Here is a 21,090-nt window from a genome sequence, read left to right on the forward strand (position 1 = left end):
CTCCTTGGGTGGTGTTGTGAGACGAAGAGGAGGGGGTCAGTCGAGGAGTTCGCGCAACAGGGCCGTGACGCGCCCCTGGAGGTCGTCGCGGATGTCCCGGACGGTGCTGAGGTCGGCGCCGGCAGGGTCGGCGACGGTCCAGTCCTCGTAGCGGCGCCCGGGGTAGATCGGGCACGCGTCACCACACCCCATGGTGATGATGACGTCGGCGGCCCGCACGACGGTGTCGGTCAGCGGTTTGGGATAGGCGTCGACGAGCGAGATGCCACGCTCGGCGAGCACCTCGACGGCGAGCGGGTTGATCTGGCCCGTCGGGTCGGAGCCGGCGGACCGGACATGCACCCGGCCGTTGGACAGGTGTTGGGCAAGAGCTGCGGCCATCTGTGACCGGCCGGCGTTGTGGACGCAGATGAAGAGCAGTTCGGGCACCCGCTTGCTGATGCGACCCTCGGCCTGCGCGGCAGCCGTGAGTTGTTCGCGGGCCTGCTTCGCGACCAGGACCGGGAGGAAGGTCGGGATCCGCGACACGCTCTCCAGTTGCCTGCGGGCCGACGCGACAGCCTCGTCGACCGACTCCTTCGAGAAGACTCCGTCGTAGGAATATCTGAGGTCGTCGACGATGGCTGCGTACGGGTCTGGTGTGGGACTCATGGCTCAGGCACTCTTCGGAGCGCAGCACGCGGAGCCGGTGCCCGGAGTGTCGAGCAGGACGGCCGAGGTGGTGGCCGGCTGGCCGTCGGCCGGGTTGTCGTCCTTGACGACGTAGACCTCCCAGGGGGCGCCGGCGGGGTCGTGCGCCCAGACCTTGTCCTGGAGTGCGTAGCAGCACGTCGTGTCGTCCTCGTCGAAGGTCGCGAGGTCGGCGTCGGTGAGTCGTTGCCGCGCCTCGGTGACCTCGGAGCCGTCCTGAACCTCGATGCCGAGGTGGTTCAGCGCCCCGTGGGGCCCTTCGCCGCGACTCGCCTCGTCGGTCTCGATGAGGACGAGCTTCATCGGTGGGTTCGCGACCACGAAGTTCACGTACCCGGGGCGACGTTTGTGCGGCTGCACGCTGAAGAGAGTGGAATAGAAGGTGATGGACGCCTCGAGGTCGATGACGTTGAGAGCGAGTTGCACACGGCTCATGGGGGGCCTCCGTGAAGTCAGTTATATCGACGAAGGTCGATATGGCAATCCTGCACCCCGGATCGACGTGGGTCAATATGTGACCACGGGGTTTGACCCGACCGGCTGCGGGCACGCATCTTCGATCAGATGGAAGCCAACCTGGTGAACGAGGAGGTCGACGCCGTCACCCCCGTGACTCCCACGGGACCCCGGCCCACTCCGCGATGTCGCCGTGCCAGGTCACGTCACCTCGGACCGTGGGGACCGCGCCACCCAGGGGTTCGATGACGTCCCACACCGTGAGGTAGGCCCAGAGCGGCGCTGGCTCGCCGTCGGCCCCGAGCACTGACTGGCGCAACCCGAACACCCGGTCGAGGCCGGGTCGGGTGTAGACGACGTGGAGGTGTCCCGCCTCCGCGTCGACGGAGCGGAGTTCAATGCCGTCGGTCTGGTTCCGCAGCCGGTGCCACTGCGCGTGGAACTCACGCGCGAGCTCGTCATCGGTGGTGCGACTCATGCTCGGTCAGCGCTCCCTTGGCTCATCGCGCGGTGGTGTGGACGATATGTCCCGACCGGCCAGTAGGCACGCCATTTCGGTCCTGAGGACTCCGATTTCTGCAGATCGTCCATGGGGGGCTTCGACTCCTTCGTCGCTCAGCCAGCGTGGGCTCGTCGCTCAGCCAGCGTGCGCTCCTCGTCTCGCTGGCGCTCGCTCGGAGAACGTGACCACGCGTCACCCCAGCGTCGCCAACCGCTTCGCCGCCTCGTCCAGCACCTCGTGCTGCTTCGCGAACGTGAACCGCACCAGGTGGCGCGCCGTCGCCGGGTCCGCATAGAACACCTGCGCCGGGATCGCCGCCACCCCGATCTTCCCTGGCAGCATCCGGCAGAACTCATAGCCGTCGTCGAAGCCGAGTGGCCTGATGTCGGTCATCACGAAATACGACCCCTCGGCCGGGTGCACGTCCAGACCGGCCGCCTCGAGGCCCGGCACCAGCCGGTCGCGACCGTCGACGAACTGCCGGCAGATCGCCGCGAACCGGTCCTTCGGCAGCCGCAGCCCCGCCGCGACGCCGAACTGGAACGGCGTCCCGTTCGTGTAGGTCATGTTCTGCTTCACCGTGTGGATCGCCTGCAGCAGCCGCGCCGGCCCGGTCAGCCACCCGATCTTCCAACCCGTCACCGAGAACGTCTTGCCGGCCGACGAGATCGTCACCGTCCGGTCGAACATGCCGGGCAGTGTCGCGAGCGGGGTGTGGGTGCGCGCGTCGAAGGTCAGGTGTTCATAGACGTCGTCGCACAGCACCACCAGGTCGCGCTCGATCGCGATTTCGGCGATCGACGCCAGCTCCTCGGCGGTCAGCACGTGTCCGGTCGGGTTGTGGGGCGAGTTGATGATGAGAAGTTTCGTCCGGTCCGTCACCGCGGCCCGTAGTTCGTCGGCGTCCAGCGAGTACGCCGGCTCGTGCAGGCGTACGCGCTTCAGCACGCCGCCCGCCAGCGCCGTCGCCTGCTCGTAGCAGTCGTAGGTCGGCTCCAGCACGACCACCTCGTCGCCCGCCTCGCACAGCGCCAGGATCGACGCCGTCATGGCCTCGGTGGCACCCGCCGACGCCATCACCTGCGTCGCCGGGTCGAGGTCGATGCCATAGAACGCGCGCTGGTGGTGGGCCACCGCCTCGCGCAGCTCCGGTACGCCGAGGCCCGGCGCGTACTGGTTCTCGCCGCGGTCCATCGCGGCCTTCGCCGCGTCGAGGACCTCCTGCGGACCGCCGGTGTCGGGGAAGCCCTGGCCGAGGTTGATGGCGTCGTGCTGGACGGCGAGCGTCGTCATCTCGGCGAAGATCGTGGTGGCGAAGCCCTGCATGCGGTGGATCAGCGGGTTGTCCATGACAGACCACCCTAGCCAACCAGAAGGCGCGCGTGCCCGCGCCACAGCCCGGAACGGGTAGAGTGGGTCGGCGTCGACTCGAACAGTGAGAACAGCGAAAGGTACGCGCGTGGTTGCTTCCACCAATGACATCAAGAACGGCATGGTCCTCGACCTCGACGGTCAGCTCTGGCAGGTGCAGTGGTTCCAGCACCACAAGCCGGGCAAGGGCAACGCCGTCGTGCGCACCAAGATCAAGAACGTGATGACGGGCAAGACGGTCGACAAGACCTTCAACTCCGACACCAAGGTCGACACCGCGACGGTCGATCGTCGCGAGATGCAATACCTCTACCACGACGGCGACGGCTTCGTGTTCATGGACCAGACGTCCTACGACCAGATGTCGATCCCGGCCGAGGTCGTCGGCGACGCGAAGGACTACCTGCTCGAGGAGCAGGTCGCCCAGGTCGCGCTCCACGAGGGCACGCCGCTGTTCATCGAGCTCCCGGCGTCGGTCGAGCTCGAGGTCACCTACACCGAGCCGGGCCTGCAGGGCGACCGCTCGACGGGCGGCACCAAGCCGGCCACGCTCGAGACCGGCAAGCAGATCAACGTCCCCCTCTTCCTGACCCAGGGCGAGAAGGTCAAGGTCGACACCCGCACCGGCGACTACCTCGGTCGCGTCGGCGGCAACTGATGCCCGCAGGCGAGCTCCCCGAGCTCGAGCTGATCGGGCCGGCCCCCGGCCAGGGGCCGGCCCGCAACCACAGCACCCGCACCAAGGCCCGCATGCGGGCGCTCGACATGCTCTTCGAGGCCGACCTCAAGGGCGTCTCGGCGCGCCAGATCCTGGCTGAGCGCGAGGCCGGCGAACACCCCGTCCGCGAGTTCACCCACGAGCTCGTCGTAGGCGTCTGCGACCACCTCGGCGCGCTCGACCGCGCCATCGCGGACAGCCTCGCGTCCGGGTGGACTCTGGAGCGCATGCCCCGGGTCGACCGCAACGCGTGCCGCGTGGCCGCGTACGAGTTGCTCCACACCGACATCGACGTCCGCATCGCGGTGTCCGAGGCCGTCGCCATCGTCGAGGAGCTCTCGACCGACGACTCGCCGGCGTTCGTCAACGGCGTCCTCGCCAAGATCGCCACCCAGCGCGGCTGAGCGCGGCCATGTTGCCGATCGCGGTCCCGCTGACCCCGATGCTGGCGCGTCTGGTCGACGCCATCCCGCACGGCATGGCGTACGAGCCCAAGTGGGACGGCTGGCGCGCCCTGCTGGTGCGCGACGGTGACGACGTACGCCTGTGGTCACGTCACGGCACCGACCTCACGGCCTACTTCCCCGAGCTGGTGGCGGCGGCGCACGCGCTGCCCGACCGGTGTGTGATCGACGGCGAGTGCGTGGTGATCGCGGGCGACCGGCTCGACTACACGCGGCTGGCGTCGCGCCACTCGACCGCGGCGCGGGCGCCGCAGCTGGCGCGCGAGATGCCGGCGTCGTTCGTGGCGTTCGACGTGCTCTGCTTCGACGACACCTCGCTGCTCGACCAGCCCTGGTCCGTACGCCGGGGCGTGCTCGAGGCGCTCGCCGAGCCGTGGGACGGGCCGCTCCTGCTGTCGCCGGTGACCTACGACCACGACGTCGCCGAGGACTGGTTCGCCCACTTCGAGGCGGCGGGCCTGGACGGGGTCGTGGCCAAACCGCTGGACGGGCGCTACCTGCCCGGCGCCCGGGCCATCCTCAAGATCAAGCACCGGCGGACCGCCGATGTCGTCGTCGGCGGCTTCCGTCTGGACCGCAACTCGTCGACGGCCCACCCGAGCCTTGGCTCGCTCGTGCTGGGGCTGGTCGACGACCGCGGCGCGCTCCACGCGGTCGGCGTGTGTGCGGGCTTCCCCGGCGCGAAGCGGCGCGAGCTGGCCGAGATGCTGGGCGCGCTGCGGCTCGAGCGGGGGAGCGCGGAGTTCGACGCCCACCCGTGGTCGCCGGCCTCCGGCGTACGCACCGGTGCGCGACTCCCCGACGGGGTGTCGCGGTGGTCGCAACCCCGCGAGGAGGTCCACCTCATCGCGCCGATGCTGGTCTGCGAGGTGTCGTTCGACGCGCTGCACGACGGCGTCCGGTTCCGGTCGAACGCCGACTTCCTGCGCTGGCGGCCCGACCGGACGCCGGAGAGCTGCGGGTTCGACCAGGTGGAGGTGCCGCCGGGGCTGCGCCTCAGCGAGGTGTTGGAGGCCTGACACCCGACACCTGGCAGGGGTAGCCTCGGGCCCATGACTCATCAGGGACCGCCGGATCAGTGGCCGCCGCACCAGGGCCAGCAGGGTTGGAATCAGGGCCAGCAGGGGTGGAATCAGGGCCAGCAGGGGTGGAATCAGCCCCAGCAGGGCTGGGACCAGCAGCAGCCCCAGCAGGGCTGGGACCAGCAGCAGCCCCAGCAGGGTTGGGGCCAGCAGGGGGCCAATCCGTACGCCCAGCAGCAGCCCCCGGCCCAGCCACAGCTCGACCGCCTCGCGATCAAGCAGAAGATCACCCTCACGGTGAACCGCTATGAGATCCGCACGCTCGACAGCAACGGCCAGGAGGGACAGCTCCTCGCAGTGGCCGAACAGAAGCGCTTCGCCTTCAAGGAGCACGTGACGTTCTTCGCCGACGAGGGCCGCAGCCAGCCGGTCTTCTCGTTCAAGGCCCGCCAGGTGATGGACCTCGCCGCGACCTACGACGTGCTGGACGGTGCCGGCCAGCCCATCGGCTGGTTCAAGAAGGAGTTCGGCAAGTCGATCATGCGCTCGAGCTGGCAGCTCGGGGACGCGTACGGCAACCAGTTCGAGGGCCAGGAGCGGTCGCAGCTCGTGGCGATCCTCCGCCGCCTCATGGGCGACTCGTGGTGGCTCAACAACTGGTATGCCTTCGACTTCGAGACCACCGACGGCCAGCCCGTGCTGCACCACACGCGCGGCTCGAGCCTCCGCGACCGCTATGGGGTCGACCTCCCGGCCTTCAACGGCGGCCAGCGCCTCGACTGGCGTCTCGCCGCGGCCATCGGCGTCGCGCTTGACGCCCTGCAGCAGCGCTGAGGTGGCGGCGGCCACCGGCGCACACCCCTCGCTGCACGCGTCCGACCCGCCGCGCCACGCGGCCCAGCCCCGCATCCTGCGCGTCCTCGCGGCCGCGCAGGTGCTGGGCAGCCTCGGCATCGGCGCGGCGACCGCGATGGGCGCGGTGATCGCCTACCAGATCACCGACGACGAGGCCCTGGCCGGCATCTCGCGCACCATCGCCCTGCTCGCGACGGCCGCCTTCGGCGTCCCCCTCGCGCTCCTGGCCGTACGCCGGGGCCGGCGTACGTCGTTGGGGCTGGGGTGGTCGCTGGCCACCGTGGGAGCCCTGGTGCAGATCGCGGCGATCACCCAGCGGTCGCTGATCCTGCTCGTCGTCGGGCTGGTGCTGTTCGGCGCCGCCCAGGCGGGAAACCTCCAGTCGCGCTTCGCCGCGATCGACCTCGAGGAGCCGCGCCGGCGCACGAGCTCCCTGTCGCTGGTGGTCTGGGCCACCACCGTCGGCATCGTGCTCGGGCCGAACCTGGCGGCGCCGGGGGAGTCGGTCGCCCGCCCGCTGGGGCTGCCGCCCATCGCCGGCATCTATGTCATCGCCGCGGTCGCGCTGGCCGCGACCGCCGCGGTAATCATCACCGCGCTCCGGCCCGACCCGCTGCTGACGGCGCAACGACTCGAACGTGAGACCACCGATCGCCCCGCAGCCGCCCCCGGGCGTACGCCGGCGGTCATCCGCGCCATCTGGTCGCGCCCGCGGTCCCGGTTCGCCTTCGTCGCCGTCGTGCTGAACCACATGGTCATGGTCACGGTCATGACGATGTCCGCGGTCCACCTGCACACCCACGGCCACGGCCTGAAGCTGATCGGGCTGATGATCTCCCTGCACACGCTCGGCATGTTCGCGTTCTCGCCCGTGGTCGGCCGCCTGGCCGACGCCATCGGCACGGTCCGCTGCGTGGTCATCGGCCAGGCGATCAACGCCGCCGCGCTCGCGTGCTGCTTCTTCGCCGGGCCGTCGATGGAGGTCACGACGCTGGGCCTGTTCCTCCTCGGCCTCGGCTGGTCGTTCGGCATGGTCGCCGGATCGTCGCTGCTCAGCTCGGCGGTCGACCCGGCCGTGCGTACGCAGGCGCAGGGCACGACCGACACCGTCATGAGCTTCTTCGCCGCGTTGGGCGCCGGGGTCGCCGGGCCGGTGCAGGCGACGTGGGGGTTCGCGTGGCTGGCCGTGGTGTCGCTGTGCTGCCTGCTGCCGATCGTGGCGCTGGCGGTCAGGACGCCTGGCGAGCCCGCGCCTCGATGAGGGCGTCGACCCGCTCGGGGGCGAAGACGGTCTCGGTGACGAGTCGCACGAGCCCGACCGTGCCGGCCATGCGGCCGAGCGGTGAGACCACGATCTCGGCGTGGTCCCTCACGCGCGCCATCGTGTGGGCCCCGACGGAACTCACGAGGCGGTCGAAGACGAGCGGATGACGGCCGAGCGAGCCGCCGAGGGTGACACGGGTCGGATTCAGCGCCTGCACGAGGGCCGCCACGTGCGTGCCGAGAAGGTCCGCGGCCTCCGAGACGCGCGCCACGACCTCAGGATCGCCCGCGTCGAGCAGCGCCACGAGGTCGGCCAGCGACGCGACGCCGCGGTGGGTCAGGGTGAGCAGCAGCGCGCGGCCCGAGGTGAAGGCGGCCAGGCATCCGCGCACCCCGCACGTGCACACCGGGCCGGTCTCGGCGATGCGGATGTGCCCGATGTCGCCGGCGGCTCCCGTCGACCCGCGCAGGATGTGGCCGTCGCTGACGACGCCGGCGCCGATGCCGCTGGCGTACTTGAGGCTCAGGAAGACGCCGGGACCCTCCGAGAGCACGTGGTCGCCCAGCGCCATCGCCCGCGCGTCGTTCTCGACCACGGCGGGCACGCCGAACCGGGCCTCGAGGTCGCCGGCGAGGTCGTGTTCGGCGTCGGGCATGGCCTCCGTCGGCCAGCGGTCGCCCCGGGGCGTACGCACCGGCGCCGGGATCGCGAGCCCGACCCCGACCAGGCGCGCGGACGGGTGGCTCGCGAGGAGCGGCTCGGCCACCTCGCTGAGGCGAGCGATCAACTGTGCGCCGTCCTGGCCGCGGTCGAGCGGCGTCCTGACGGTCTCCAACTGCTCCTCGGCCAGGCTGCACAGGCTGACGGTCGCGCCGGTCTGGCCGACGTCGAGGGTGAGCACGACCTTGTCACGGTCGTCGAAGCAGAGGCCCTTGGCGGGTCGGCCCCCGGTGGGTGAGCGCTGGCCCGAGTCGCGGACGAGGCCGGCGGCCTCGAGCTCGCCCAGACGCGCGACCAGAGTGGACCGGGACATGCCACTGGCCTCGAGGAGTTCCTGGCGCGTGATCCCACCGCCTGCGCGGATGATGGCGAACAGGGAGCCGTGGGACGCCGCGCCGCGCGTGGCGAGGGGCGGGAGGGCCAGGGGCACGGGGGAGGCGTCTGTTGGGGTCATCATCGATCCTCGGTCTTGGGAACGCGTTCAGGAACACTTTCGCATGACTTTTCGCCAGAAGCGTTGACTCAGTATTGCCGACGCCTTATGTTTTAGGAACACGCAAAAGTCCAACGGTGGACCCGCGCAGGAGGAGACAATGATGTCGAAGCCAGATCAGATGACCACCCTGTCCCGGCGTCGGGTCCTGGGCCTGGGCGCGGGCCTCGCCGCCGCGGTGCCGCTCGGCTCGGCCCTGACCGGCTGCGCGGGCGCCTCGACCACCGGCGGCAACGCGGGTCCGAACGGGGCGCAGTTCTACGCCACCCAGTTCGGCCAGGTGGAGGAGAAGCAGCGCTACGAGGGCATCGTGAAGAAGTTCCTCACCGATCCGCCCACCAGCTTCAACGTCGCCCCCACCACCAGCGAGTTCCTCACCCAGGTGAAGACCCAGGTCGCGGCCAAGAAGGTCCAGTTCGACGTCGTCGGCGGCCTCTACGGCGACCTCGCCCCGATCGCCGACCAGCTCGAGGACGTGGACGACCTCGTGGCCGACGCCAAGTCGGCCGGCATCGAGCAGGACCTGCTCGACCTCGGCAAGCTCGGCGGGCAGACGACCAAGTTCATCCCCTGGATGCAGGCGACCTACGTCGTGGCGGTCAACAAGAAGGCCCTCCAGTGGCTGCCGGCCGGCGCGGACGTCAACAACCTGACCTACGACCAATACCTCGCGTGGGCGAAGGCGGCCAAGGCCGGGAACGGCGGCAAGGGCGTGTTCGGCATGCCGTGCGGGCCCAAGGGCCTCTACCACCGCTTCTTCCAGGGCTACCTGCTCCCGAGCTTCACCGGCGGACAGATCTCCACGTTCACGTCGCCGGACGCCGTCAAGGCGTGGGAATACATGGCCCAGCTGTGGGACAACATGAACCCGGCCTCGACCAACTACGACAACATGAGCGATCCGCTGGCCAACGGTGAGGTCCTCGTGGCCTGGGACCACGTGGCCCGTCTGGTGAACGCGCCGAAGGGGAAGCCCGACGAGTGGATCATGGTCCAGGCGCCCTCGGGGCCCAAGGGACTCGGCTACATGCTGGTCATCGCCGGGGTGGCCGTGCCCAAGGGTGCCGACAAGGCCAAGGCCTCGAAGGTGATCCGGGCGCTGCTCAAGCCCGAGATGCAGAACGAGACGCTGAAGCAGAACGCCTTCTTCCCGGTGATCAAGGGCGAGCTGCCCTCCGACCTCACGCCCGCGGTGTCGCTGGAGGCCAAGGCCGTCAAGTCCCAGCAGTCCGCGTCCAACGCCGTCGTCGCCCTCCCGCCGGTGGGCATCGGCGCCAAGGACGGCGAGCTCGGCCAGGCGTTCAAGGACACCTTCGCCCAGGTCTGCCTGAACAAGAAGGCGCCGGCCGAGGTCGTGCAGGCCCAGGCCAAGAACATCCAGAAGATCCTCGACGAGGTCAAGGTGCCGTGCTGGGCGCCCGATCCCTCGACACCGGGCACGCCCTGCAAGGTGGGCTGATGTCGAGCTCCGTCACCACCCCCGGGCGGGGCCAGGAGCCGGAGGCGAAGCAGGGAACCGGACGCCGGGACGGGGGCGCGACCAGGCCGCGGTCGCGCACCACCTCGGTGTGGCTCCTCATCGCGCCGTCGCTGCTCTTCATGACGCTGCTGTTCGCCTATCCGATGGTCCAGGGCATCATCGTGGCGTTCACCAACCCGTCGGGCTTCACCACCGACCACTGGGCGCGCATGGTGTCCGACCCCAAGTTCTGGCCGGCCGTACGCAACACCGTGCTGCTGATCATCGTCGTGCTGCCGCTGCAGTTCGTGTTCGCCCTCGCGATGGCGCTGCTGCTGCAGGCCAAGCCGAAGGGCAGCTCGGCGTACTTCTACATGTGGGCCGTCCCGCTGGCCGTGTCCGACCTCGCCGCCGGCCTGGTCTGGTTGTCGATCTTCGCCGATCGCGGCTACATCAACTCGGTGCTGGCGACGTTCGGCCTGCCGACGGTGTCCTGGCTGAACTATCAGAACACCGGCACGATGTTCGCCGCCGTGGTCATCGCCGAGGTCTGGCGCGCGACGTCGCTGGTGCTCGTCATCATCGTGTCCGGCATGCAGGGCATCCCGAAGGACTACGACGAGGCCGCAGCGGTTTTCGGGGCCTCCTACTTCACGCGGCTGCGCGAGGTCACGCTCCCGCTGCTCAAGCCGTCGCTCCAGGTCGCCCTCATCCTGCGGACGATCGCGGCCTTCCAGACGTTCGCGGTCGCCCAGGCCCTCACGGGTGAAGGATTCCCGGTGCTCGTCGGTGAGACCTATCGGTGGTACGCGGGGCTCCAGAACCCCAACGTGGCGTCGACGTACGCCCTGGTCGTCATGGCGATCTCCATGGTGACCGCGTTCATCTACCTCCGCGCGCTGCGCGACCAGTCGAAGGCGGTCCAGTGATGAGCTCCAGCGTCTCCATGGCACACGCACCCTCCTCGCCGGCGGACGAGCGCATCGTCGTCGACCGCAAACCCCTGCAGGCGTTGAAGCGCCGACGGGCGCTGCTCCAGGTCGCCTGCATCGCGGTGTCGCTGTTCATGATGGTGCCGATCTACCTGATCGCGGTCGCCGCGTTCAGCTCCCGCGAGGGGTTGACCCAGTTCCCGCAGCCGCTGTATCCGAAGTTCTTCTCGACCGAGACGATGTCGACGTTCCTCCAGTCGTCCGGCATCGTCGCGGGCCTGATCAACTCGCTCTACGTCGGCCTCGGCACGCTGGTCGTCGCGTCGCTCATCGGTGCGCCGGCCGGCTACGCGATCGCCCGGTTCGCCTTCAGGGGCAAGGATCCCTACCAGCTGTTCCTGCTCTTCACCCGCGCGCTGCCGATCGTGGTGCTCTCGGTGCCGCTGGCCCAGGTGTTCCTCACCGCCGGCATCTACGACACCCCGCTCGCGGTCATCCTGCTCCACACGGCGCTGTCGCTGCCGACCACCATCCTGATCACGTCGAGCGTGTTCCTGTCGGTGCCGGTCGACGCCGAGGAGGCGGCCCGCATCTTCGGTTGCAACCCCATCGAGGCCTTCCTGAAAGTCGTGCTCCCGTTGGCGTTGCCCGGCATGGCGGCGTCCTCGATCTTCACGTTCGTGGGGTCCTGGAACGAGGTGCTGGGCGCGACCATCCTGACGTTCACCCAGCGCACCCTGCCCGCCCAGGTCCTGAGCTCGCTGTCGGACTCGCCCATGGCCTTCCGGTTCGCCGGCGGCCTGTTCCTCGTGATCCCGTCGATGATCTTCATCGCGATCATGCGCAAATACCTGCTCAACATGTGGGGAACGACGATCCGCTGACGCGCGATCGCTCCCAGAGAAGAGAATCCCATGGCTGACATCCGTATCGAGAACCTCGTCAAGGTCTATCCCGGCGGCAACGAGCGTGCCACCGACGACGTGTCCCTCCACATCCCCGACGGGGAGTTCATGGTGCTGCTCGGCCCCTCGGGCTGCGGCAAGACCACGCTCCTGCGCATGATCGCGGGCCTCGAGCTGCCCACCGAGGGCGCCATCGCCATCGGCGGCCGCGACGTGACCTACATGCCGGTCCACCAGCGCAACCTGTCGATGGTGTTCCAGTCGTACGCGGTGTTCCCGCACCGGCGCGTACGCCACAACATCGCGTTCGGCCTGGTGCAGCAGAAGGTGCCGAAGGACCAGATCGAGAAGAAGGTGCAGTGGGCGGCCGAGCTGCTCCAGCTGACCCCCTACCTCGATCGCTTCCCGGCCCAACTGTCCGGCGGCCAGCGCCAGCGCGTGGCGGTGGCCCGCGCCATCGTCGTCGACGCCGACGTCCTGCTGATGGACGAGCCGCTGTCGAACCTGGACGCCCTGCTGCGCCTGTCGTTCCGCGCCGAGCTGAAGAAGATCGTCGACCAGCTGCAGACCACGACGGTCTATGTGACCCACGACCAGTCCGAAGCGCTGTCGCTGGGCGACCAGGTCGCGGTCATGCGCAAGGGCAAGATCGCCCAGCTCGACACGCCGCTGAACATCTATGACCACCCGGCCGACACGTTCGTGGGCGGGTTCATCGGCTCGCCGCCGATGAACTTCCTCGACGGTGAGGTCGTCTCCCACGGGCAGGGCGATGCGGTCCGCATCGGCACCCAGCACCTGCCGCTGCCCGGGCAGACGGGGTTGCAGGGCAAGGTGCGCATGGGCGTGCGCGCCGAGGCCGTGAGCCTGGCCGAGGCGGGCCGTGAGGACACCCTGCCCGCCCAGGTGACGGTGGTGGAGCCGTTGGGCTCGAGCACGCTGCTCACCGTCGAGGTCGAGGGCCAGCAGATGAAGGTGCAGGCCGAGCCCGACGTCCACGTCCGCAATGGGGACACGGTGAACCTCGCGGTGGCCCAGAAGGCCATCCGCCTCTACGACCCCGAGTCCGGCATGGGCTGGGACCTCGCGGGGGCGGCGCGATGACGACCCCGCCTGCGGCCGGCACCGGCAACAACATCACCGACAACCCCATCGCCGACGACGCGCTCCTCGAGGCCGCCCACCGTGTCCTCGTCGACAACGATCTCGGCGACATGGTCAAGGCGGGACCGAGCCTCTATCCCCACCAGTGGTCGTGGGACGCGGCGTTCATCTCGATCGGCCTGGCGCACGCGTCGGTGCCGCGCGCGGTGCGCGAGCTGGAGACGGTGCTGGCGGGGCAGTGGACCACCGGGATGCTGCCGCACATCATCTTCTCCGACAGGCCCGGCTATTTCCCCGACTTCGAGGCGTGGGGCACGGCGTCCGCCGACGCCCTGCCCGACGGCGTGATGTCGTCGGGCATCTGCCAGCCCCCGGTGCACGCACTGGCGGCCGAGCAGATCCTGCGCATCGCCCAGGCCCGGGGCGGGGAGGACCAGCGCGTCGCGGAGGACTTCATCCGCGGAGCCATCGAGCGGTTCTCGCGGTGGCACACGTGGCTGACGACCGCGCGGGGGCACGACGACGTCGTCGTGATCCACCACGGCTGGGAGTCCGGCATGGACAACTCGCCGCGCTGGGACGCCGCGTATGCCCAGGTCGACACCAGCCGTCGGCTGGACTTCGTCCGCAAGGACCTCGACCACGCCGACGCGTCGGAGCGGCCGAGCGACGAGGAATACCAGCGCTACATGACGCTCATCGAGCAGATGAAGGGCGTCGTGTTCGACGACGACGCGCTGCGTGACGCCGTGCAATTCCGTGTCACCGACGGGTTCCTCTCGGCGATCCTGGTGCTGGCGTCCGAGGCGCTCGCGCGGCTGGCCGACGAGTTCGACCAGCCCGGGGTCGCTGCGGCCGAGCGGGAGCGGGCGGCCCGCGTACGCGCCGGCGTACTCGCCCTGGTCGATCCCGAGACCGGGCTGTGCCGCGACTACGACGCCCGGCACGGCGCGTGGCTGTCGACCGAGACGATGGGCGGGTTCGCGGCGGTGCTCATGGGCGGCGACGACCCGGCGACGCAGCGGCAGTGGGACCTCCTGCTGGGACCGCAGTGGTGCGGTCATCCCGAGATGGCGTACGCGCTCCCGCCCTCGGTGGCGCTGGACTCGCCGGAGCTGAAGCCGCGGGAATACTGGCGCGGGCCGGTGTGGCCGGTGATGAACTGGCTGTTCTCGCACGCCGCCGACCTGGCGGGGCGTCGCGACGTGGCGCTGCGGTGGCGCGAGCTGGGCCTCGACCAGCTGCGCGACCTGGCGTTCGGCGAATACTACGAGCCGCGCACCGGCGACCCACTGGGCTCGCCGCAGCAGTCGTGGACGGCCATGGCGGCCATCGACTGGCTGTCCCACCCGCGCTGGCGCTGAGCCGCTGTCACGCCCGGTGTCGGGCCGGTGTTCGGCCGGCGTCGCGTGGCGGGAGGGGCCGCGCGAGGCTGCTAGTGTCGGTGCGACAAACCACCAACCTTTAAGTCCTGTCCCGTGAGGCAGGAAAGGACGGTCGCACAATGCACACAGTTCCAGGCTCCTCCCACCCGGGGGCGCTCCTGGTGCTGGAGGACGGACGCACCTTCACAGGGGTCCCCTTCGGCGCCACGGGCGAGACCTTCGGGGAAGCGGTCTTCGTGACCGCGATGTCGGGCTATCAGGAGACGCTCACCGACCCCAGCTACCACCGCCAGGTCGTGGTGGCCACCTCGCCCCACATCGGCAACACCGGATGGAACGACGAGGACGACGAGTCCAGTCGCATCTGGGTGGCGGGCTACGTCGTCCGCGACGCGGCCCGCGTGCCGTCGAACTGGCGGTCGGTGCGTACGCTCGCCACCGAGCTCGAGCGTCAGGACGTGGTCGGCATCAGCGGGGTCGACACCCGCGCGCTGACCCGGCATCTCCGTGACAGGGGCGCGATGCGCGTCGGCATCTCGACGATCGAGACCGACCCCGAGGCGCTGCTCGAGCGCGTGCGCCAGCAGCCGCCGATGGCGGGCGCCGACCTCGTCGGCGACGTGACCGTGCGCGAGACCCGCGTGGTCCCGGCGATGGGGGAGAAGCGGTTCACCGTCGCGGCGATCGACCTCGGCATCAAGGCGATGACGCCCGAACGGCTCGCCCAGCGCGGCTGTGAGGTGCACGTGATGCCCGCATCGTCAACGCTGGAAGACATTCGCGCCATCTCGCCCGACGGCGTGTTCTTCTCCAACGGGCCGGGCGACCCGGCGGCGGCGACGGTCGCGGTCGAGTTGTTGAAGGACGTCCTCGAGGCGGAGCTGCCCTATTTCGGCATCTGCTTCGGCAACCAGATCTTCGGACGCGCACTCGGGTTCGGCACCTACAAGCTGAAATTCGGCCACCGCGGCATCAACGTGCCGGTGATGGACCTGACGACGCGCCGGGTCGAGGTGACGTCGCAGAACCACGGATTCGCCGTGGACGCGCCGATCGGCGAGACGATCGACACGGCGTACGGGCAGGCGCGGGTGAGCCACGTGTGCCTCAACGACGACGTCGTGGAGGGCCTCGAGCTGCGCCGCGACGGCGAGCTGGTGGCGTTCTCGGTGCAGCACCACCCGGAGGCGGCGGCGGGGCCGCACGACGCGGCATACCTGTTCGACCGGTTCTGCGAGGTCATGGAACAGGGGCGCTCGCGTGCCCACGCCCCGACGTCCGACGAGGAGATCTGATGCCGAAGCGCACCGACATCAAGACCGTCATGGTCATCGGGTCCGGCCCGATCGTGATCGGCCAGGCCTGCGAGTTCGACTATTCCGGCACCCAGGCGTGCCGCGTGCTGCGTGAGGAGGGGTTCCGGGTCGTGCTCGTGAACTCGAACCCCGCCACGATCATGACCGACCCCGAGTTCGCCGACGCGACCTACGTCGAGCCGATCACCCCGGAGTTCGTCGAGAAGGTCATCGCCAAGGAGCGCCCGGACGCGCTGCTCGCCACGCTCGGCGGCCAGACGGCCCTGAACACCGCGGTGGCGCTCGCCGAGAACGGCGTGCTCGAGCACTACGGCGTGGAGCTCATCGGCGCCTCGATCGAGGCGATCCAGCGCGGCGAGAACCGTGAGGAGTTCAAGGACATCGTCCTGGGCCTCGACGTGCCGGGCGGCGCCGCCGAGGTCGCGCGCTCCCACATCTGCCACACGATGGACGAGGTGCTCGCCGCGGCCGACGAACTGGGCTATCCGGTGGTCGTGCGCCCGTCGTTCACGATGGGCGGCGTGGGCTCCGGGTTCGCCCACACCGAAGAAGACCTGCGCCGCATCGCCGGCACCGGGCTGGCCGCGTCGCCGGTGACCGAGGTCCTCATCGAGGAGTCGATCCTCGGGTGGAAGGAATACGAGCTGGAGGTGATGCGCGACCGGGCCGACAACGTCGTGATCATCTGCTCCATCGAGAACTTCGACCCGATGGGCGTCCACACGGGCGACTCGATCACGGTCGCGCCGGCGATGACGTTGACCGACCGCGAATACCAGCGCATGCGTGACGTCGGTATCGGCGTCATCCGCGCGGTCGGCGTCGACACGGGCGGCTGCAACATCCAGTTCGCCATCAACCCCGACGACGGCCGCATGATCGTCATCGAGATGAATCCCCGCGTGTCGCGCTCGTCGGCGCTGGCGTCGAAGGCGACGGGCTTCCCGATCGCCAAGATCGCCGCCAAGGTGGCGATCGGCTACACGCTCGACGAGATCCGCAACGACATCACCGAGCTGACGCCGGCGAGCTTCGAGCCGGCGCTCGACTATGTCGTGGTGAAGGTGCCGCGGTTCGCCTTCGAGAAGTTCCCGTCGGCCGACTCGACGCTGACGACCCACATGAAGTCGGTGGGCGAGGCCATGGCGATCGGGCGCAACTTCACTGAGGCGCTCGGCAAGGCGCTGCGCTCGCTGGAGGACCCCCGGGCGCGGTTCGACTGGTCGGCAGAGCCGTCCGAGTCGGTGGAATCCCTGTTGGAGAAGGCGAAACGGCCCCACGACGGGCGCCTGCAGCTGGTGTTCCAGGCGCTGGTCGCCGGCGCGACGCCGGAGCAGGTGTTCGAGGCCACAAAGATCGACCCGTGGTTCGTCGACCAGCTCGCGCTGTTGCACGAGGTCGCCCGCGATCTCAAGCAGGCCTCGGATCTGACGCCCGACCTGCTGCGGACGGCGAAGCGCCACGGCTTCTCCGACCCCCAGATCGCTCAGCTGCGCGGCATGCCGGAGCACGTCGTGCGGGGCCTGCGCTGGGCGCTCGGCGTACGCCCGGTGTTCAAGACCGTGGACACGTGCGCGGCGGAGTTCGCGGCGAGCACGCCGTATCACTACTCGTCCTATGACGAGGAGACCGAGGTGGCGCCGCGCGAGCGGCCGGCGGTGCTGATCCTGGGCTCGGGGCCGAACCGCATCGGCCAGGGCATCGAGTTCGACTATTCCTGTGTGCACGCGTCGATGGCGCTGGCCGAGGCGCCCGACAACGACGGCGCGGGCTATGAGACCGTCATGGTCAACTGCAACCCCGAGACGGTGTCGACCGACTATGACACCTCCGACCGCCTCTATTTCGAGCCGCTGACGCTCGAGGACGTGCTCGAGGTCGTCCACGCCGAGCAGTTGGCCGGGCCGATCGCGGGCGTCATCGTGCAGCTCGGCGGCCAGACGCCGCTGAAGCTCGCGCAGGCGCTGAAGGACGCCGGCGTACCCATCGTCGGCACGTCGCCCGAGGCGATCGAGCTGGCCGAGGAGCGCGGGGCGTTCGGCCGCGTGCTCGCCGAGGCGGGCCTGCCGGCGCCCAAGCACGGCATGGCGCGGTCGTTCGGCGAGGCGAAGCGGATCGCCGAGGAGATCGGCTATCCGGTGCTGGTGCGGCCGTCCTATGTCCTGGGCGGGCGCGGCATGGAGATCGTCTATGACGAGGGGTCGCTCGAGGGCTACATCGAGCGGGCGACCGAGGTGTCACCGGAACACCCGGTGCTCGTCGACCGCTTCCTCGACGACGCGGTCGAGATCGACGTGGACGCGCTGTTCGACGGCACCGAGCTCTATCTGGGCGGCGTCATGGAGCACATCGAGGAGGCCGGCATCCACTCCGGCGACTCGGCGTGCGCACTGCCGCCGATCACGCTCGGCGCCGAGACCATCGCGAAGATCCGCACGTCGACCGAGGCGATCGCGCGCGGGGTCGGCGTACGCGGGCTGCTGAACATCCAGTACGCCGTGGCCGCCGACACGCTCTATGTGCTCGAGGCGAACCCGCGGGCGTCGCGCACGGTGCCGTTCGTGTCGAAGGCCACGAACACCCAGTTGGCCAAGGCTGCGGCGCGCATCATGCTCGGCGCGACCGTGGCCGACCTGCGGGGTGAGGGCATGCTGCGGGCCGACTGCGACGGCGCGACGACGTTCGACGGGGCGCCGCTGGCGGTGAAGGAGGCCGTGATGCCGTTCAACCGCTTCCGCACGCCGGAGGGGTTCAACGTCGACACGTTGCTCGGACCGGAGATGAAGTCGACCGGCGAGGTGATGGGTCTGGCCGACACCTTCGGGGTCGCGTACGCGAAGTCGCAGGCGGCGGCGTTCGGGTCGTTGCCGCGCGAGGGGCGGGTGTTCGTGTCGGTCGCCAACCGCGACAAGCGCCACGCGATCTTCCCGATCAAGCGGCTGGCCGACCTGGGCTTCGAGATCGTGGCGACGTCGGGCACGGCGTCGGTGCTGCGGCGCAACGGCGTGACGGTCACCGAGGTGCGCAAGCACACGGCGGGCCGCGGGCTGAACGGGGAGCCGACGATCGTGAACCTGATCGACGACGGCAGGATCGACCTGATCTTCAACACGCCGCAGGGCGCGTCGTCGGCCGACGGTGCCCCGCGCAACGACGGCTATGAGATCCGCAACGCGGCGATCATGAACGACATCCCGTGCGTGACGACGGTGCAGGGCCTGGCTGCGGCGGTCCAGGGTGTGGAGGCGATCCGCGACGGTGGCATCGGCGTACGCAGCCTGCAGGACTGGGCGAAGGCGACGAGCGTTGGCTGACGGAAACGCTCTCCGAGCGAGTCGAAGCCAGGAGGAGCCGCCCGATGGTGAGCCTCACGTTCTCCGAGCGAGCGCCAGCGAGACGAGGAGCCACCCGATGACCGATCCCCGCGATCTGTTGCTCGACTGGGGTTACGACCACCTCCTTCGCCCCGGTCTGTTCCGCATCGGCGGCGGCGACGCCGAGGCCGCCCACGAGCAGACCCTGCGCGCGGTCAAGCTACTCAACGATGTCCCGCCCCTGCGCGCTGCCGCGGCCGCGCTGCACGCGGGCCCGCGTACGACGGTTTCCCTCGCAGGGTTGACGTTCCCGGGCCGCGTCGGTCTCGCCGCCGGGCTCGACAAGTTCGCTGTCGGGCCGAAGGCGTGGGGAAGCCTCGGCTTCTCCCACGTCGAGCTCGGCACCGTCACGGCCAGGGCGCAGCCCGGCAACCCGAAGCCGCGGCTTTTCCGCGCGCGGTCGTCACGCGGCATCGTCAACCGCATGGGGTTCAACAACCCCGGCGCGGACGCCATGGCGGAATCGCTGTCCCGCAACGGCATCCGGCGCGGCAACGGCGTCGCCGGCATCCCCGTCGGGGTGTCGCTCGGCAAGTCGAAGGTCACCCCGCTGGAGGAAGCTGTCGACGACTACCTGTATTCGTTCGAGCGCCTCGCGTCCCACGCCGACTATGTCGCCGTCAACGTGTCCAGCCCGAACACCCCCGGCCTCCGGAAGCTCCAGGACGGGAAGGCACTCGACGAGATCGTCCGAGCCCTGGTCGAGGCGGCCCGCGTTCGCGGCGAGGCCGCGCGTACGTCGGCGGTGCCGATCTTCGTGAAGATCGCCCCCGACCTGACGTTCGACGCGATCGACGAGGTGCTGGCGGTGTGCGACGAGGCCGGCGTACGCGGGCTCATCGCGACCAACACGACCCTGTCGCGCGATGGCCTCGTGGGGGCCGACGCGGTGCTGGCCGACGAGGCCGGGGGCCTGTCCGGCGCGCCGCTGACGGCACGCGCGCTGGAGGTCGTGCGGCACGTGTGCGCGCAGACCCAACTGCCGGTGATCGGCGTGGGTGGCATCATGACCGGCGACGACGCGGCGCGCATGTTCGACGCGGGCGCGCAGCTCGTGCAGGTCTATTCGGGTTACATCTATCGCGGTCCCGCGCTGGTGCGCGAGATCAACGGGCTCGGAAGGGAGCTGGCGCGGTGACAGCACAGGACTACGCCGGACGCCTGTCGTCCGCCGTCGCGAACCGCGGCAATCTGTGTGTGGGCATCGATCCCCACGTGTCCATGCTCGAGGCGTGGGGACTGCCGGCGGACGCGTCGGGGCTCGAGCGCTGCGCCCGCGGCATGGTCGAGGCGCTCGGCGACCGGGTGGCGATCTTCAAGCCCCAGTCGGCGATGTTCGAGGTGTTCGGATCGGCAGGGATCGCCGTCCTCGAACGGGTTCTGGACGACTGCCGCGCGGCCGGCGCGATGGTCCTCCTCGACGCGAAGCGTGGCGACATCGGGTCGACGATGGCGGCGTACGCGGCCGCGTACCTGACGCCGGGATCACCGCTGGAGGTGGACGCCCTGACAGTGAACCCGTTCCTGGGCTTCGGCTCGCTCCAGCCGGCGATCGATGCGGCGGCGGAGCGCGGCAAGGGGCTCTATGTCCTGTGCCGCACGTCGAACCCCGAGGGCGGCGAGGTGCAGTCGGCCGTGGGCGATCTCGGACACACGGTGGGACAGGCGGTCGCCGACGCGTGTCGGGAGGGCAACATGCGCTTCCTCGCCGAGCGCGGGCGACCCGCAGGGGACTTGGGCCCGTTCGGTCTGGTCGTCGGCGGTACGCACCACTCGCTCGACGTCGACCTCGCCCGCTTCAACGGGTCGATCCTCGTGCCGGGCATCGGCGCCCAGGGCGGCACGCTGGAGTCATTGCGGGAGCTGTTCGGGGAGGCGTACGCGCGCATCCTCCCCACGACGAGCCGCGACATCATGAAGGCGGGACCGGACGCAAAGGCGTTGCGTACGCGGTTCGCCGAGGTGCTGGGCGGCTGACAGCTGGCTCGGGGGTGATGACTCCCCGCGGGGCTAGGGTGCAGTGTGACTGTTGACCCTGGTGGCTGCGACGACACATGCTG

Annotated in this window: 19 protein-coding genes; 14 read left to right on the forward strand and 5 right to left on the reverse strand. The window is 69.8% G+C overall.

Annotated features, from left to right (window positions below):
• Positions 1 to 36 precede the first annotated feature (36 nt).
• The 4 genes from ACYVAG_RS07895 to ACYVAG_RS07910 all read right to left on the reverse strand — a co-directional run bounded on the left by ACYVAG_RS07895 (position 37) and on the right by ACYVAG_RS07910 (position 2,998).
• Positions 37 to 651 (reverse strand): arsenate reductase ArsC, encoded by a 615-nt coding sequence (locus tag ACYVAG_RS07895; protein WP_460768558.1) that lies wholly within the window; start codon positions 649 to 651, stop codon positions 37 to 39.
• Between the two features lie 3 nt (positions 652 to 654).
• Positions 655 to 1,125 carry an ArsI/CadI family heavy metal resistance metalloenzyme gene (locus ACYVAG_RS07900; RefSeq protein WP_460768559.1) on the reverse strand — a complete coding sequence of 157 codons (471 nt, stop codon included), beginning with the start codon at positions 1,123 to 1,125 and terminating at the stop codon, positions 655 to 657.
• Positions 1,126 to 1,291: 166 nt separating this feature from the next.
• Positions 1,292 to 1,624: a hypothetical protein gene (locus ACYVAG_RS07905; RefSeq protein WP_460768561.1), complete on the reverse strand. Its 333-nt coding sequence runs from the start codon at positions 1,622 to 1,624 to the stop codon at positions 1,292 to 1,294.
• Positions 1,625 to 1,840: 216 nt separating this feature from the next.
• Positions 1,841 to 2,998 carry a pyridoxal phosphate-dependent aminotransferase gene (locus ACYVAG_RS07910; RefSeq protein WP_460768562.1) on the reverse strand — a complete coding sequence of 386 codons (1,158 nt, stop codon included), beginning with the start codon at positions 2,996 to 2,998 and terminating at the stop codon, positions 1,841 to 1,843.
• Positions 2,999 to 3,107: 109 nt separating this feature from the next.
• Between ACYVAG_RS07910 and efp the strand changes: the two genes are divergently transcribed.
• From efp to ACYVAG_RS07935, 5 genes are read left to right on the forward strand one after another with little or no spacing between them, the layout of a single operon-like run.
• The gene (efp, locus tag ACYVAG_RS07915; protein WP_460768563.1) at positions 3,108 to 3,677 is read left to right on the forward strand and encodes an elongation factor P; all 570 of its coding nucleotides are present in this window, start codon (positions 3,108 to 3,110) and stop codon (positions 3,675 to 3,677) included.
• A complete protein-coding gene (gene nusB, locus ACYVAG_RS07920) occupies positions 3,677 to 4,141 on the forward strand; it encodes a transcription antitermination factor NusB (protein ID WP_460768564.1) in 465 nt (154 codons plus the stop codon). The genes efp and nusB overlap by 1 nt, the downstream gene beginning before the upstream one ends.
• Before the next feature lie 8 nt (positions 4,142 to 4,149).
• Entirely contained in the window at positions 4,150 to 5,220 is a 1,071-nt protein-coding gene (locus ACYVAG_RS07925; protein ID WP_460768566.1) for an ATP-dependent DNA ligase, read from the forward strand.
• 33 nt (positions 5,221 to 5,253) lie between these two features.
• A complete protein-coding gene (locus ACYVAG_RS07930; RefSeq protein WP_460768567.1) occupies positions 5,254 to 6,057 on the forward strand; it encodes an LURP-one-related/scramblase family protein in 804 nt (267 codons plus the stop codon).
• A gap of 1 nt (position 6,058) precedes the next feature.
• Positions 6,059 to 7,339 carry an MFS transporter gene (locus ACYVAG_RS07935; protein WP_460768568.1) on the forward strand — a complete coding sequence of 427 codons (1,281 nt, stop codon included), beginning with the start codon at positions 6,059 to 6,061 and terminating at the stop codon, positions 7,337 to 7,339.
• Here the strand turns inward: ACYVAG_RS07935 and ACYVAG_RS07940 are convergent.
• Entirely contained in the window at positions 7,308 to 8,516 is a 1,209-nt protein-coding gene (locus ACYVAG_RS07940; protein ID WP_460768570.1) for an ROK family transcriptional regulator, read from the reverse strand. The two genes, ACYVAG_RS07935 and ACYVAG_RS07940, sit on opposite strands and share 32 nt — an antisense overlap.
• A gap of 142 nt (positions 8,517 to 8,658) precedes the next feature.
• On the opposite strand from ACYVAG_RS07940, the gene ACYVAG_RS07945 reads away from it, so the two are divergent.
• From ACYVAG_RS07945 to pyrF, 9 genes are all read left to right on the forward strand, one after another.
• Positions 8,659 to 10,014 carry an ABC transporter substrate-binding protein gene (locus tag ACYVAG_RS07945; RefSeq protein WP_460768572.1) on the forward strand — a complete coding sequence of 452 codons (1,356 nt, stop codon included), beginning with the start codon at positions 8,659 to 8,661 and terminating at the stop codon, positions 10,012 to 10,014.
• On the forward strand, positions 10,014 to 10,943 hold the full coding sequence (locus tag ACYVAG_RS07950; RefSeq protein ID WP_460768574.1) for a carbohydrate ABC transporter permease: 930 nt from the start codon (positions 10,014 to 10,016) through the stop codon (positions 10,941 to 10,943). Before ACYVAG_RS07945 ends, ACYVAG_RS07950 begins: the two co-directional genes overlap by 1 nt.
• A 17-nt stretch (positions 10,944 to 10,960) precedes the next feature.
• On the forward strand, positions 10,961 to 11,830 hold the full coding sequence (locus ACYVAG_RS07955; RefSeq protein ID WP_460768576.1) for a carbohydrate ABC transporter permease: 870 nt from the start codon (positions 10,961 to 10,963) through the stop codon (positions 11,828 to 11,830).
• Positions 11,831 to 11,860: 30 nt separating this feature from the next.
• Positions 11,861 to 12,955, forward strand: a complete 1,095-nt coding sequence (locus tag ACYVAG_RS07960) for an ABC transporter ATP-binding protein (RefSeq protein WP_460768578.1) — start codon at positions 11,861 to 11,863, stop codon at positions 12,953 to 12,955.
• Positions 12,952 to 14,319 (forward strand): glucosylglycerate hydrolase, encoded by a 1,368-nt coding sequence (gene ggh / locus ACYVAG_RS07965; protein ID WP_460768579.1) that lies wholly within the window; start codon positions 12,952 to 12,954, stop codon positions 14,317 to 14,319. The genes ACYVAG_RS07960 and ggh overlap by 4 nt, the downstream gene beginning before the upstream one ends.
• 140 nt (positions 14,320 to 14,459) lie before the next feature.
• Positions 14,460 to 15,635 carry a glutamine-hydrolyzing carbamoyl-phosphate synthase small subunit gene (gene carA / locus ACYVAG_RS07970; RefSeq protein WP_460768580.1) on the forward strand — a complete coding sequence of 392 codons (1,176 nt, stop codon included), beginning with the start codon at positions 14,460 to 14,462 and terminating at the stop codon, positions 15,633 to 15,635.
• Entirely contained in the window at positions 15,635 to 18,970 is a 3,336-nt protein-coding gene (gene carB, locus ACYVAG_RS07975) for a carbamoyl-phosphate synthase large subunit (protein WP_460768582.1), read from the forward strand. The genes carA and carB overlap by 1 nt, the downstream gene beginning before the upstream one ends.
• Before the next feature lie 97 nt (positions 18,971 to 19,067).
• Positions 19,068 to 20,168 carry a quinone-dependent dihydroorotate dehydrogenase gene (locus ACYVAG_RS07980; RefSeq protein ID WP_460768584.1) on the forward strand — a complete coding sequence of 367 codons (1,101 nt, stop codon included), beginning with the start codon at positions 19,068 to 19,070 and terminating at the stop codon, positions 20,166 to 20,168.
• Positions 20,165 to 21,007, forward strand: a complete 843-nt coding sequence (pyrF, locus tag ACYVAG_RS07985; RefSeq protein WP_460768586.1) for an orotidine-5'-phosphate decarboxylase — start codon at positions 20,165 to 20,167, stop codon at positions 21,005 to 21,007. The genes ACYVAG_RS07980 and pyrF overlap by 4 nt, the downstream gene beginning before the upstream one ends.
• Positions 21,008 to 21,090 lie beyond the last annotated feature (83 nt).

The organism is Mariniluteicoccus flavus (assembly GCF_054776655.1).